The 13,348-nt window shown below is 60.8% G+C and carries 11 protein-coding genes and 1 pseudogene (1 of these 12 only partly in view); 5 read left to right on the top strand and 7 right to left on the bottom strand.

Annotation, left to right across the window (positions count from 1 at the left end; genetic code table 11):
• From ACTG2O_RS08075 to ACTG2O_RS08065, 3 genes are all read right to left on the bottom strand, one after another.
• Positions 1–964 carry the 5' portion of an NAD(P)H-dependent flavin oxidoreductase gene (locus ACTG2O_RS08075; RefSeq protein WP_439975587.1) on the bottom strand. The gene continues 83 nt to the left of window position 1, outside the view, so 964 of the gene's 1,047 nt are visible here — the first part of the coding sequence; the start codon lies at positions 962–964; its stop codon lies beyond the left edge, outside the window.
• Positions 961–1,239: a helix-hairpin-helix domain-containing protein gene (locus ACTG2O_RS08070; protein WP_439975586.1), complete on the bottom strand. Its 279-nt coding sequence runs from the start codon at positions 1,237–1,239 to the stop codon at positions 961–963. The genes ACTG2O_RS08075 and ACTG2O_RS08070 overlap by 4 nt, the downstream gene beginning before the upstream one ends.
• Positions 1,240–1,311: 72 nt before the next feature.
• On the bottom strand, positions 1,312–1,953 hold the full coding sequence (locus ACTG2O_RS08065) for a ribonuclease T2 family protein (RefSeq protein WP_439975585.1): 642 nt from the start codon (positions 1,951–1,953) through the stop codon (positions 1,312–1,314).
• Positions 1,954–2,150: 197 nt separating this feature from the next.
• On the opposite strand from ACTG2O_RS08065, the gene ACTG2O_RS08060 reads away from it, so the two are divergent.
• Positions 2,151–2,711 carry a gamma carbonic anhydrase family protein gene (locus tag ACTG2O_RS08060; protein ID WP_005335471.1) on the top strand — a complete coding sequence of 187 codons (561 nt, stop codon included), beginning with the start codon at positions 2,151–2,153 and terminating at the stop codon, positions 2,709–2,711.
• Between the two features lie 12 nt (positions 2,712–2,723).
• Positions 2,724–2,822, top strand: a pseudogene (locus ACTG2O_RS08055) (carbonate dehydratase); the annotation flags it as partial.
• A 69-nt stretch (positions 2,823–2,891) separates the two neighbouring features.
• On the opposite strand, the gene ACTG2O_RS08050 reads toward ACTG2O_RS08055, so the two are convergent.
• Both ACTG2O_RS08050 and ACTG2O_RS08045 read right to left on the bottom strand, forming a co-directional pair.
• Positions 2,892–5,930: a cytochrome c peroxidase gene (locus ACTG2O_RS08050; protein ID WP_439975584.1), complete on the bottom strand. Its 3,039-nt coding sequence runs from the start codon at positions 5,928–5,930 to the stop codon at positions 2,892–2,894.
• A 191-nt stretch (positions 5,931–6,121) separates the two neighbouring features.
• Positions 6,122–7,030: an SAM hydrolase/SAM-dependent halogenase family protein gene (locus ACTG2O_RS08045; RefSeq protein WP_236298035.1), complete on the bottom strand. Its 909-nt coding sequence runs from the start codon at positions 7,028–7,030 to the stop codon at positions 6,122–6,124.
• A 195-nt stretch (positions 7,031–7,225) separates the two neighbouring features.
• On the opposite strand from ACTG2O_RS08045, the gene ACTG2O_RS08040 reads away from it, so the two are divergent.
• The 3 genes from ACTG2O_RS08040 to ACTG2O_RS08030 all read left to right on the top strand — a co-directional run bounded on the left by ACTG2O_RS08040 (position 7,226) and on the right by ACTG2O_RS08030 (position 10,664).
• Positions 7,226–7,690 carry a hypothetical protein gene (locus tag ACTG2O_RS08040; RefSeq protein ID WP_439975583.1) on the top strand — a complete coding sequence of 155 codons (465 nt, stop codon included), beginning with the start codon at positions 7,226–7,228 and terminating at the stop codon, positions 7,688–7,690.
• 126 nt (positions 7,691–7,816) lie between these two features.
• Entirely contained in the window at positions 7,817–9,316 is a 1,500-nt protein-coding gene (locus ACTG2O_RS08035; protein WP_439975582.1) for a GGDEF domain-containing protein, read from the top strand.
• 97 nt (positions 9,317–9,413) lie between these two features.
• Positions 9,414–10,664 (top strand): DEAD/DEAH box helicase, encoded by a 1,251-nt coding sequence (locus ACTG2O_RS08030; RefSeq protein WP_439975581.1) that lies wholly within the window; start codon positions 9,414–9,416, stop codon positions 10,662–10,664.
• Between the two features lie 83 nt (positions 10,665–10,747).
• Here the strand turns inward: ACTG2O_RS08030 and ACTG2O_RS08025 are convergent, their stop codons facing one another.
• Together ACTG2O_RS08025 and cphA are read right to left on the bottom strand one after the other, a co-directional pair.
• Positions 10,748–12,019: a lipopolysaccharide biosynthesis protein gene (locus tag ACTG2O_RS08025; protein ID WP_439975580.1), complete on the bottom strand. Its 1,272-nt coding sequence runs from the start codon at positions 12,017–12,019 to the stop codon at positions 10,748–10,750.
• Between the two features lie 216 nt (positions 12,020–12,235).
• Positions 12,236–13,000, bottom strand: a complete 765-nt coding sequence (gene cphA / locus ACTG2O_RS08020) for a CphA family subclass B2 metallo-beta-lactamase (RefSeq protein WP_439975579.1) — start codon at positions 12,998–13,000, stop codon at positions 12,236–12,238.
• Positions 13,001–13,348: the final 348 nt, after the last annotated feature.

Here is a 13,348-nt window from a genome sequence, read left to right as displayed (position 1 = left end):
CCCAGAGCGGAGAGAAGCCACTATCCCCCGCCTTCTCGGCGGCGACGCGCAGCGGGGCCAGTGCGCCACTGGCATAGGGGAAGTGAGGGGCAAGATCCGAGAGCGGGCCCAGCTCTTTCATAAGACGGTTGACGATCCCCCGCGCCGGACGTCCACTGAACAGATTGGTCAGTGCCGTCTGCTGGCCCTCTGGTGAATGGATGGCGGCGCGATGCAACGCCGGGGTGGTCGCTTCATGGCAGCAGAGAAAAGCAGTGCCCATCTGCACGGCGCTCGCCCCCATTGCCAACGCGTTGGCGATCCCCTTGTCATCGACGATACCGCCAGCGGCAATCACCGGCAGATCGGTCACCGCGAGGATCTGCGCCAGCAGGGTCAAGGTGCTCTGCTGCAAGGCGAGATCATCGGAGAGGAAATGACCGCGATGGCCGCCCGCCTCCAATCCCTGAGCGATGATGGCGTCGGCACCGTGCTGAGCAAGCCAAATAGCCTCCGCCACCGTGGTGGCACTGGCAAATACCTTGGCCCCCGCAGCTTTCACTTGGACAAGCAGCTCGGGCGCGGGCAAACCAAAGTGGAAGCTGACCACCGCAGGTCTGAACTCGGTCACCATGGCGGCATGCTCCTCATTGAAAGGTGCACGGCTTGGCGCCATCGTGACCGCTGGGGGAAGTATGCCGAACTCGGCATAGTAGGGAGCAAGGCGCTGCTGCCAGCTGGCCAGAGCAACGGGATCAGGTTCCCGTTGCCGATGGCAGAAGAAGTTGATGTTAAATGGCCCAAGGCCGCTTTGGGCAAGTCGCTCCAGTTCGCTGCGCAGCTCCGCTGGCGTGAGCATGGCGGCAGGCAAGGAGCCCAAGCCGCCCGCACGGGTCACGGCCAGCGCCAGCTCGCTTCCCTGCACACCGGCCATCGGCGCCTGAATGATGGGATAACGCATCCCCAGTTCGGTAAAGAGGCTCATCCATTCACCCCGTTTGTCGCATCCGTCGCCAGATGGGCGCGGGCCAGCGCAATGGCGCCATCGATGGCACTGCGCGCCTGCGGGCTGTTCTGCCAACAGGTCGAGCCCAGCATGCTGGCCACCAACTGGACGATATGGGTGGTGTCGGCCTCGGCCAATCCGGCCAAGGTATGGTAGCCCAGCTGTTCAAGCCGCCCGATAACGCTCGGCCCTACCCCTTTCACCCCGAGCAGCAGGGCCCGCTCTTGTGGGCTAAACCGGTTGTTGCCATCCATCTGTCAGACTCCTTTCCGATAGCTGTGGTTAAACATCAGGCCCGCAAGGGGCCTGATGAAGAGAATGAAGGCTTAACGCACGCTGCGCAGCAGGAAATCCGGCTGACCGCAGGAGCGGCGCTCGCGCTTTTGCATCTCGGCGGAGCAGGTGACCGCATCCGTCCCCTCTTTATTGACGCAGATGTAGATCTCCCGCAGGAAGCGGCCACCATCGGCGCAAGCCACCGTGATGTTGTCGGGGGCCAGCCACTCGTTGGCGCTCGCCAGATCGGCCTTGAGCTGGAAACTGTTTTTGCGCAGCGGCTCTTCCGGGGATTGATAAGCCGCCGGGATCTTCACCTTCTGGCGCAGATCGCTCGCCAGCTGATGGAAGTCCTGTTGGCTCAAGCCGGAGCAGGTACCGTGCTTCTCCCACTCATGGCGATAGAGGAAACGGCTGGGGTAGAGGTCGGCAAACTCGCTCTCCATATCGGGATCGAGCCGTTCGCGAGTGCAGTTGCTGGGGTAACCGCGATCGTACTGGGGCCAAAGACCATGCAGCACAAAGCCCAGCTTGCGGGAACACTGGTCCCGATCCGCCGGTTTGACGGCGCAGTGCTCGGGCGACCAGGAGAGCGCCATGGCGTAATAGTCAAACTCCCCCGCCTCCCCTTTGGCCTGCACGGCCGAGGAGAGCAACAAACCACCCGCCAACAGGGCAATCATCTTCTTCATCGATATATGTCCATTTCAACCAACTCGGGAATGGCTGCAATGCTCCCATATTCCAGTGCGCGGAAACAGTGGTCCCGCCAAGGCTTGCGACAAGGGTCAGACCACTTCGGGGTTTCACCGGATACTAACGAGGCGTAAGCTGGCATCCTGGCGCCGGGTGCGCCACCGCATCATTTCAAGCAACCACAGGATGTAACATGATCCGCAAGAATCCCTCCGGCCATCTGCCTGTCATCGACGAATCCGCCTATATCGACAAGACCGCCATCATCTGCGGCAAGGTGATCATCAAAGAGAATGTCTTTGTCGGCCCCTATGCGGTGATCCGTGCCGACGAGGTGGATGAGAGTGGAGATATGGAACCCATCGTCATCGGCGCCAACTCCAATATCCAGGATGGCGTGGTGATCCACTCCAAATCCGGCGCCGCCGTCACCATCGGCGAGTACACCTCCATCGCCCACCGCTCCATCGTCCACGGACCGTGCGAAGTGGGAAACCGGGTCTTTATCGGCTTCAACAGCGTGCTGTTCAACTGCCATATCGGTGACGGTGCCGTGGTGCGTCACAACTCGGTGATCGATGGCTGCGATCTGCCGCCGGAGTTCTACGTCCCCTCCACCACCCGCATCAACCAGCAGAGCGATCTGACCCATATCCCACGGGTTTCAGTGGATGCAGCCGAGTTCTCCGAGGACGTGGCCCACACCAATATCGATCTGGTCAAAGGGTACAAGGCGCTCTCCAACGAGTTCTGATCCCTCTATTTCCCGCGGGTTTCGGTGGATGCCGCCGAATTCTCCGAGGACGTGGCCCACACCAATATCGATCTGGTCAAAGGGTACAAGGCGCTCTCCAACGAGTTCTGATCCCTCTGTATTCCCAGAGAACAAAACGGGCGCCGAGGCGCCCGTTTTTCATCTGACTATCTATGAAGGCTAGATGGCCCTGACGCAGGTGGCGGCATGAGCCTCGTCCGCCAGATCCCACAACAGGTCGCCGGTGCTCAGGTCGAGCAACGGCAGCTCACCACCGTCATTGGCAGTTGCATCGCTGCTCCAGTAGCGGTTGTAGAGCGGCCACCCCTGCTGCTGAAGCAACTGATCCGTTGCGCCATCCTTGTTGTAGGCGGCAAACAGCACCTCCAGCTCGGCCCGGGTCGGCAGACGCCAGTCATCGTGGCCGCGCGCCACCAGCTGCTGGCAGTAATCCCGCGCCCGCGCCTGCCCCATGGTCACATACTCCAGCGGGAAGGGATTGTAGTCACCATCACTGTCACTGCTCACACCGTCATAGGAGATGGACAGACGGTCCGCCTCGTCCCTGGTCAGCTGGCAGACAAAGGCCAGCTTGCCCGCCACCAGCTCGGGTTGACGACAGCCTCGGGCAAAATCGGGCTGGGCATCCACCACCTGCACCGTCACGGTCAACGTGTGACGAGCCGTAGTCGCCACCAGTCGTGCCGTACCGACCGCCACACCGCGTAACTCGCCCTGCGGACTCACGGTGGCGAACTCCGGCTGTTCGCTGCGCCACTCAACAGGCCCATCGAGCGGGCCGAGAGAGCCATCGCTCAGTTGCCACTGCAGTTGCAGAGGAAGCGTCCGCCCCATTTCCAGCTGAGGCTGGGCAGGCAGCACAGCCAATCCGGTGATCACAGCCCCCACCGGAGTCGGGTCATCCGCCTCACTCACCCCCAGCTCGGCAACCGTGGCCGGAGTGCGGCGCGGCTCGGCCGAAGCACTGCGCAAAAACTCGCCGATGGCATCGAGCTCGTCATTGCTGAGGCCAAGGGCATGCAGGTGATCGGAGGCTTTGGGGAAGAAGGGATCATATTGGTCCGCACCGGTCGGGAAGCCGACCCCGCTGCTCCACTTGGTCACGCCAAAGTTGTACATGGCCACCACCCCCTGCACCGAACCGCCGATACGTTGGGCCAGGATCGGGAAGATGCCGTTGTGCATATAGGGGCCGGTAAAGGCGACGTCCCGCAAGCTGGGGGTCTTGAAGCGACCGATGTCCGCCTTGTTGCGGGTCTGCAGGAAGCGCCCGCGATCTTCCAGCTTGCCACGACCGTAATAAGTGAGCCCCACACTCTCGAACCCGTGCTGACTCAGCAGCGGGCCGGAGTGGCAGTTCATGCAGCGGCCATCGGTGCGGTAGAGGTGCATCCCCCACAGCGCCTTGTCACTGAGTGCCTGACTATCCCCTTTGACGAAGCGCTCAAAATCGCTGTCTCGGCTGATGATGGTGCGCTCGAAGGTGGCGATCGCCTTGGCGATCCGCTCCAGCGTGATACCCTGATCGCCAAAGGCAGTGGCAAAAGCAGCCTGATAGCCGGGGCTGGCCTGCAAACGGGCCAGCAGCTCGTCATGACTCAGCGCCATTTCGATGGGGTTCTGGATCGGGTGAAGCGACTGCTCCTCCAGCGTGGCGACCCGCCCGTCCCAGAACTGGGTCGAGCTGAAGGCGCTGTTGAGGATGGAGGGGGCGTTGCGATTGCCCTTCTGACCCAGATGACCGACCGATACGCTCAGGCCGTCGCTCCACCCCTTTTGCGGATCGTGGCAACTGGCACAGCTGATGTCCCGCCCCTTGGAGAGCTGCTTGTCGAAAAAGAGCTGCTGACCCAGCACCACCTTGGCCCGGCTATAGGGGTTGTCGGCCGGGAAGGGAACCGCCGGCAGCGGCCCCAGCTCCTGCCATTCCACCCCGTCATCCACCCGGGCGGCGGGCCATTGGGCCGATGAACCGCTATATTGGGCGCGCAGGGCCGCCATGTCCGGCTTGCTGCTGTCGCGCACCACGGAGGGGCGCACCGGATAGGGTGCCAACGCATACCAAAGCAGACTCCCCTCCCCCTCATCCAGCCAGATTCGGGTCGCCAGTTGATAGAGACGGGGTTGACCCGCACCATCCTGCAGCCAGATCTGGGTGGGCAGGCCAACAGCAAAGGTATTGGGATAGCGCCATGCCGACTTGTCACTGCTCAGCAATCTCTCGAACTCGGTGAGGGTCGGCAGGCGCCAGTCGCTGCGGCCGCAAGCGGTCAGCCCCGCAGCCAGTTGTGGCTGGCTGGCAACCGCCAACGCACTGGTGTCACTGCCATACAGCCAGTACTGGCTACCCTTGACCCCGCTGACCGTGCGCACATCGTGCAGGCACTGCCAGGGGCCACGCACCACCAGCTGCCCCTGCTCATCGAGGCGCAGCAGATCTGCCGTCTCCGGCTCGTCCGGCTGGCTGGGGTTGGCGGGATAGAGCTGGATACGGGCGGACTGGATCTGGGCGCTGTTGCTGCGCTGATACCAGCTGCGCGCCTGCTTGTCATCGCGCAGGGCCAACAGCATCTGCCAGCTGTCGGCATAGTCGAGCACGGCGCCCGGCTGACGCTGGGCCAGCAGGAAAGCTGCATAATCCTGAAGAGCCGCCTGTTGTTGCAGGCGGATCTCCTCTACCCTGCCCCACTCGGCCTGACTGAGGGAACCATCCCCGCTCTGATCCGCCAGCAGGAAGAGCGCCGTCTCCTCCTCGTTCAACCCCAGCCGCGGCACGCTGTTGCGGCGCGCCAGCGTGATCCCGGCCGAGAGATCCGCCACCCGCACAGATACCGCTCGCAGCAGATAACCCTCGTCACTAGCGAGCAGCTCCAGCGGCTGATCCAGTTGCAGACCTGCTGGCAAAGTGATGCTGACAAGCTGGCCCGGTTCGATGGCCTGCTGCACGCGGATCCCGGTGGCGACCTGTCTCACCTCAAGCTGTGCTCCCGCCCCCAACCGATCGGCCACATTGACCTCAATGGTCAGAGGAACCCGGGTATGAGTTTCCGGCGGTACTATTGGCGGAGTGATGGGCGGTTCGGTCGGCTTGACGACCGGCGGGGTCACCTCGGGTGAGGGGGTCACCGACGTATTGCTGTGATTGTCATTGCATGCGGTCAAAGCCAGCAGGCTGAGCAGTAAAAGGCTGGTTTTCATTCGGTATGGTTGGGTGGTCAGACAAGTGCGCGATTATCCAACTAAACGCCAATCATTATCAATTGCATTCAATTAATATGCTTTTTGACAACAACTTCTTATCAGCAACGCCTTACCACCCGATGAGAGAGGGCAGCCTCTTTGGCTGCCCTCTCTTGCTTCAAACCCGCTTGTCGAAAGCCCGACAATCTTCAGGAGCACTTCTTCAGGCTGATATGCCAGTTGGCACCGGATTGCACCTGATGCTTGGCGGCAAAGCTGTCCATGTTCAGCGCCACTGACACCTGCAGCAGACTGTTGAGGTAGACCAGCGGCTGACCTTCCGGCACATCGCCGAAGCTGCTGACATAAGGGGCCTTGCCGTCATATTTGACTACATCCCCTTCGCGGATCTTGATGCAGGCGTTATCACCCTTGTTGATCCCCACCTTGGTCAGCAGGGCATCGTCGATATTGGTCCAGACGTTGCCGTACTGCACATCGAGGATCGGGATGGTGCCCTTGAGGGTGCCATCCTTCTCGGCGACCGCAGGCTGATAGGGGATCTTCACCACCTCGGCGGGCAGCAGCGGGCCGACCTGCTCATAGCTGATAGCGCCGGAGGCGAGCCGTGCGCCGGTATAGGCATACACATCGCGGCCGTGGAAGGTGTAGGACTTCTCGGAGCCCTTGAGGCGGTTGAGCTTCTCATCGATCTGGCGTACCGCCTCGATGCCGAAGTGTTCGGCCACCAGGGTCAGGGTGCCGTTGTCCGGAGTCACGATGTAGTGGCCGCTCCTGGTCTTGAGGACCACTGACTTGCGCTCGGTGCCGACACCGGGATCAACCACGCTGACAAACACGGTGCCCTTGGGCCAATACTGCAGGGTCTGGTAGAGGCGGTAGGAGGCTTCCCAGATGTTGTAAGCCGGGATCTCGTGGGTCAGGTCATAGAGCGGCAGGGTGCGATCCACCCCGAAGGCAACCCCCTTCATGGCCGACACGGCGCCATCTTTGAGGCCGAAATCGGTCTGGATCACCAGCGCTTCGTTGGCGGCGGCGATGCCGCTTGCCAGCATGAGGGCGAGCGCGATGGCGCGGGGAGCGGTGCGAATATCCATATCTGAACTCCTGAATCATCTGAGGATAACGAAACGGCGACAGCCATTTAGACATCCAGACTGCCACCAATGGATTTTTTTGCAAGGGGTTTGCAACAAAGTGAGGGACGACTCGCAGAAATTGTGCTCGCCAAACGTCGGCGGCGGGGGTATCAAAGGAATGGGAAAACGTTTACAATACAGGAGCTCAGCACCATGACACAACCCGAACCGGAGATGATGACCCTGCTGCTGGAGATTGGTGAACAGAGCAGCCAACTCTGGCTGAGCCAGCCAGATGCGGCCCCGTCACACTACCCGCTGGCCTTTGGCACCCACGCCATCCAGCCCGGGCCGTTTCGCAATGCGCCACCCACCCCGCTCGAACTGGAGCGGGCCATCATGGTGGTGGAGGATGAGCTGATGCGCATCGCCCCGCAGATCCCGCCCGGCTTGCAGCTGACCCTGCGCAGCCAGCCATCACTGGCCGAAGCGCTGGGGGACAACCAGATCGACCGGGATCTGGTGGAGCAAGCCTTTGGCCAGCTGGCCGCCATGGCGGAAGGGGATCCCCTCACCGCCAGCTTGCTGCCCCGCGACGAGCACTTTGCCGCCGTGCTGCTAATCGTCAGGGAGTGGCTGCACCATCTGGCCAGCGAGAGCGTGCTGATCGTGGAGTAGGGATAAATAAGTGATGAGGGCTTCAGCTTCTGGCAAGGTTTGTCGGTGGATCCTGTCGGGATTTCCTTCGCGTATACTTTGCCCGTATGGCGCCCGCGCCCCTATCGGTACTGCACCCAGACATCTATGACCTTATTTTCAGGTAACCCCCCAGCCTTGCGCTGGCCATCGGCGTGTGCTCGCCAGTTCATCGTCAAAGTGGCCGGATTAGCCCTGCTCGCCCTGACCGGGTTGGGCACTGTCTTCTACTACACCTATCTCACTATCCAGCACGACATGGATCTCATCACCGCCAGACAGAAGAACGTGTTCGAGGTCTTCTACCAGCGAGCCAAGATCCTCAAGGTGGAGAACATCACCAGCTATCTGGCACAACACCATCTGCTCGATCAGCCACCGCCCCCGAATAGCGTCGGCAGCGACTATCTCTACGGGTATGACCTCAAAAGCAAATACCGCTTTGCCGATATTCCGCTGCAATACCCGGCCGCCAATCTCCTCAACACCTTCCGCTATGCCCTCTCCTATCCGGAGGTGATCAATATCTACACCATCTGGAATGACTACCGGCTGATCGGCATGGTAGCCGACAACAATGTGCTGCCCGCCAGACTGGCGCCGATCAAGGTGGATCTGATGACCCTGCCCGCCTGGTATCACTACTTCGGTTGCGCCAGCTTTGCCCCCGGACGCCCCTTGTGCAGCGCCGATGAGGCCTTTGTCTCCGATATCGAGATCGACAGCTTCAGCATGCGCAACACCATAGTGATGTACTTCCCCTTCATTCATCAGTCGGGGCGCGGCGGTTACAAATACGGGCTGCTCGGTATCGACATCGCCGTCGATGAAGCATTTAACGATGTGCTGCGACCCTTCGACACCATCAACCCGACCCGCACCAACATATCGTTTGAAGCCGCCGAGCCCTGCCGCCCCAGGCATCTCTGCCTGAGCAAACCCTTTATGCGCACCAAGGCGGGGGATGATCTCTATCTGAAGTGGTCCTACAGCTGGTTTGATTTCGTCAAGCTGGCCCTGCAAAGTGCAGCCTTCAAGGTCTATCTCATCGTGCTGTTGCTGGGCATGGTGGCCTGGAAGCAGATCTACCTGCGGCTGCGCACCCTGGCGCACACCGACCACCTGACCCGGCTGCCACGCCGGGATGTGCTCTGCCATAGCCTGCTCCATGAGCACGACTACCTGATGATCCTGGATATCGACAACTTCAAGTCGATCAACGACACCTATGGCCATGGCGTCGGGGATCTGGCACTGGTCGCCTTTGCCCGCCATCTCAGAAGCAATATCCGCAAGGTGGACAGCGCCATCCGCTGGGGCGGCGAGGAGTTTATCGTGCTGTTCAAGGGGATGGAGGATGACGAGATGATGATCCACTCCGCTGGTCGCCTGCTGGATCGCCCATTGGGTATCCCCGAGCTGCCCACCCCCATCACCTTCTCCGCTGGGGTGATCCGCATTCGCGACTACCTCACCGTCACCGAGGCAGTGCATCTGGCCGACGAGCTGCTCTACCACGTCAAACAGCAGGGCAAGCACAATATCGCCTGCTACGAGGGCAAAAAGATCCGGCTGATCCGCCCGTTGCCAGACGATGCAGAGGCATAGCCGCCTTCTGCCGCTCCCCCTGCTTCTGTTACCATCGCGGCCACGATCACTCATTGCATCGTGGCCGCAGGCCGCGATAACCCCGACTGGTGCCCCTATGTCCACAGCCTCCTTTGCCGAACTGGCCCTCTCCCCCCGCTTGCAGCAGACCCTGATCGAACTGGGCTATGCCGCACCGACCCCCATTCAGGCTCGCGCCATCCCCGTCATTCTGGCAGGGCGGGATCTGATGGCAGGCGCCCAGACCGGCACCGGCAAGACCGCCGCCTTTGTGCTGCCGCTGCTGGAGCAGTTGCTGGCACAGCCGCAAATGGCGTCCCCGCGCCCGATCCGCGCACTGGTGCTGGTGCCGACCCGCGAGCTGGCGGTGCAGGTCGCCGAGAGTGTGGCGCGCTACGGCCAGGGGACAGGTCTCACCAGCACGCTGGTCTACGGCGGGGTGAGTATCGCGGCGCAGGTGGAGGCGCTTCAAGCCGGGGTGGATCTGCTGATCGCTACCCCGGGCCGCCTGCTCGACCATCTGCGTCAGGGGGCATTGAGCCTGGATAGCCTGCGCCATCTGGTGTTTGACGAAGCGGATCGCATGCTCGACATGGGCTTTATGGACGAGATCAAGGCGCTGCTCAAACAGATCCCGGCGGATCGCCAGACCCTGCTCTTCTCCGCCACCTGCGACGACAACCTGTTTGCCTTGAGCAAGGTGCTGCTACGCGACCCCGAGCTGATTGAAGTGGCACCGCGCAACACCACGGCGGCCGAGGTGGAGCAGCGGGTCTACACGGTGGATAGCGATCGCAAGCTGGCGCTGGTCGAACACATGCTGAAAGTGAAAGGGTGGGCACCGGCGCTTATCTTCAGCCGCACCCGCCAAGGTGCTGACAAGCTGGCCCAGCAGCTTGGCAAAGCGGGCATCAATGCGCTGGCCTTCCACGGCGATCTGTCGCAAAGCGCTCGGGAGAAGGTGCTGCTGGAGTTTCGCGCCGGCACCCTGCAAACGCTGGTTGCCACCGACGTGGCGGCCCGCGGCCTCGATATCAACGACCTCAACTACGTGATTAACCTCGAGTTCCCGTTTGTGGCCGAGGACTACGTCCACCGTATCGGTCGCACCGGTCGCGCCGGCAACAAGGGGCTCGCCATTACCCTGTTCAGCCCGGAAGATGCGCCCCTGTTGGAGAAGGTGGAAGCTGTGCTCGACACCCGCCTGCCCCAGCAGTGGTTCCCGGGCTTTGAGCCGGATCTCACCCGCTTCGAGCCCGAACCGCGCCGCAACAGCAAGGCGGCCCAGAAGCAGCGCGCCAGAAAGCAGGCGCTCGCAGGCAACAAGGGTGGCAAGGGCAAGCGTTAAGCCTCCCCTGCGCCGCCAATAAAAAACGCCCGCATGGGCGTTTTTTGTTATCTGACAGGGGCCAGCTCTTGGCAAGTCACCCCCTAGCGGGTCGCCAGCACCAGTGGCAGGGATCGCAAAATTTGCCGCTCCGCCAGGGTCGAGAGAATAAACATCACCATATAGCCGAGCCCTAGCGCCACGATAATCGCCACCACGTTGGCGGTGAACTCGGCCACCAGATAGTAGGCGGCGACCAGCGCCACTATGCCCGCCAGCCGGATCAGCAAGCTCTGGGTAAAGTGACCGTGAGCCTTGATATAGGCGAGCTGATAGCCGTTGAGCATCATAAAGATGAAGAAGATGGAGAAGTGGAACAGCACAGGCACCGCCCCCACGTAGTCAGCGGGGAAGAACAACAGCACCAGCGGCTTGCCCGCCAGCAGCATCAAACCAAAGAAGGCCAGACTGACGATGGCGGAGAGACGGAAGATCCAGCGGCGAATAAGCCTTATCTGGCGGTGATCGCCATTGCGCAGATTGACCGCCAGCTCAGGCAGCACAAAGCGGTAGATGGGGAAGACAAACAAGGTGGTCATATAGGTAAAGATGGGACGCACCACCACCTGAAAATCCCCCAGCTCGTCGATGCTGAAGTGGCGGATGGTGAGCAGCACAGTGATATAGATCATCAGGATGCTGGCTCCCGCCTCCAGGGATGCGGTAAAGCTCTTCTTCACATAGCTCACCATCTCGGGGCCGAGCGCCACCTTGGCCAGCGGCTTGGTGGCGATAGCCCGACGCCGCGAAACATACATATGACCGGCGATGGCGAGCGACGAGAAGGTCAGCCCGTAGAAGAGCGAAGCGAGCGCATCCATCCCGAGCCCAAAGTAGCAGGCCATAAACAGCAGACCGTTGGCCAGCGGCTCCAGCCAGGTGACCCGGTTGGAGAGCTCATACATCCGGTACATGGCCACCAGATTGGTGAAGTAGACCTTGAGCCCCAGCCCGAAGATGACCCCCACCAGTTGCAGATACTCCACCCGGATATGGAGCCCGTGCTTGATATAGGGGATCACCGCCCCCCAGGTGAGCAGCACAATGCCGATGAGGAAGTAGCGAAAGATATTGATGATGTCCCGATCGTTCTTGGTCTGGGAGTAGCTCACCACCATGGAGGAGCGAAACCCTGTCATCAGGATAAAGGAGAGGGAGATCAAATCCACCACACTGTTGAACAGCGCCAGCTCCCCCTTGGCGACCCACTGCGCCAGCCACACCTTGAAGGCGAAGCCGATAACGATGCTGACCAGCGAGGCCCACATCCCGGTGATAAAGGCCTGCTTGAGGCGGGCGAGAGAGGCATATTGCATAACGAAAATGGATAACTTTCAGGGAAAAGAGAGAGGGCCATCTTATGAAAGCCTCCCTCCCTTGAACAGCGTTAATGCCACGCACTCACAGCCACCCAAAAAAACCGCAAACGCAAAACCCCCGCTTATTTCCTGAAAGCGGGCGTTTTTTGGTGTGCCGTTATGGCTGCTGATTGCAGCAATGGCACGGCTTGCTGCCAATCTGTCGCGCAGCCGTTATGACTGCGGCGCCGCCTTGATCAGCGCCTCGTAGTGATCAATCAGCTCGGGGCCGTGCAGCGGCGAGTCGTGACCGCCAATCACCGTCTTGATCGGCAGCTTCATCGCCTTGAGCCGCTCGATGGTCTGCGGATAGGCCTTCACATTGGCAAAGCTCAGGTTGCCCAGCTTCTCCTTGAGGATGCAGTTGCCATAGAGCACCTGCTCGTCGGGGAAGTAGACAAAGATGCCGTCCGGCGTATGGGCCGGGCCCGCGTAGAAGGCGCGCACCTTGCCCTCTTGCAGGGTGAAGTCACCATCGTGCACCACGTTGGGCAGCACCAGCGGCAGATCCGGATAGTCCGGCAGCCCCTTGCGGGTAAAGGCGACAATCTCGGCCCAGTCGCTCTTCATCAGATCCCGGGTCTGGCGCGTCGCCACCACCTTGGCCCCGATGGACTTCCAGTAGGCGTTACCGCCCGCCCGATCGGTGTGGTAGTTGGTGTTGATCACCTCCAGCACCGGCTTGCTGCTGACCCGTTTGATCAGCTTGTGCAGCTCGCGGGCGGTATCCGGCGTCCAGGTCGCCCCCACCACAGTCACCCCCTTGGCCCCGAAATAGACCATGGAGTTTTCCTTTACGTAGTAGTTATCTTCAACCACGTAAACAGGGCCGCTCACCTGCTTGAGGGAGATCCCCGCCGCCCGCACGCTGCCACCCCAGAAACTCGCCATCAGCACCACGGCCCCAGCCAATGTGCACTTTATCCAACCTTTCATCATCTTGCTCCCTCGAACCAACCACCCCCTCGCCACCCCTGTGGCAAGCCGGGCCTTTTAAGCAGTGGGCAGAAGATACGGGGGATTTGTGAGGGGAAAATGAGGTTGTGTGAAGTCTGGGTGAAGTCAGGGGGAAGTCAGAAAAAATCAGGGGAAATCGGCGGCGATCCACGACCAATATTGCAATTGACTGTATCGGGTGTGGAACGAGGTAAATGGTCAAAACATGTAATAATCGCCTTGATGTAGTTTACAGAGTGACGTTTGCCCATAAAACAAACCACACACTTTGCAACAATGAGAGCACGAAATACCTACAAGTCACTACACGCAAGATACAAAACCATCTTA

This window comes from Aeromonas sp. 61P (assembly GCF_051919545.1).
GTDB lineage: Bacteria > Pseudomonadota > Gammaproteobacteria > Enterobacterales > Aeromonadaceae > Aeromonas > Aeromonas veronii.
The sequence above is the reverse complement of the archived record's forward strand: the minus strand, read 5'-3'. Positions and strand labels throughout refer to the sequence as shown.

What these genes read in the sequence shown, in the direction of transcription:
- ACTG2O_RS08070 (WP_439975586.1), bottom strand. Translation starts at nt 1,239, where the DNA reads ATGGATGGCAACAACCGGTTTAGCCCACAAGAGCGGGCCCTGCTGCTC.
- ACTG2O_RS08065 (WP_439975585.1), bottom strand. Translation starts at nt 1,953, where the DNA reads ATGAAGAAGATGATTGCCCTGTTGGCGGGTGGTTTGTTGCTCTCCTCG.
- ACTG2O_RS08060 (WP_005335471.1), top strand. Translation starts at nt 2,151, where the DNA reads ATGATCCGCAAGAATCCCTCCGGCCATCTGCCTGTCATCGACGAATCC.
- ACTG2O_RS08050 (WP_439975584.1), bottom strand. Translation starts at nt 5,930, where the DNA reads ATGAAAACCAGCCTTTTACTGCTCAGCCTGCTGGCTTTGACCGCATGC.
- ACTG2O_RS08045 (WP_236298035.1), bottom strand. Translation starts at nt 7,030, where the DNA reads ATGGATATTCGCACCGCTCCCCGCGCCATCGCGCTCGCCCTCATGCTG.
- ACTG2O_RS08040 (WP_439975583.1), top strand. Translation starts at nt 7,226, where the DNA reads ATGACACAACCCGAACCGGAGATGATGACCCTGCTGCTGGAGATTGGT.
- ACTG2O_RS08035 (WP_439975582.1), top strand. Translation starts at nt 7,817, where the DNA reads ATGACCTTATTTTCAGGTAACCCCCCAGCCTTGCGCTGGCCATCGGCG.
- ACTG2O_RS08030 (WP_439975581.1), top strand. Translation starts at nt 9,414, where the DNA reads ATGTCCACAGCCTCCTTTGCCGAACTGGCCCTCTCCCCCCGCTTGCAG.
- ACTG2O_RS08025 (WP_439975580.1), bottom strand. Translation starts at nt 12,019, where the DNA reads ATGCAATATGCCTCTCTCGCCCGCCTCAAGCAGGCCTTTATCACCGGG.
- cphA (WP_439975579.1), bottom strand. Translation starts at nt 13,000, where the DNA reads ATGATGAAAGGTTGGATAAAGTGCACATTGGCTGGGGCCGTGGTGCTG.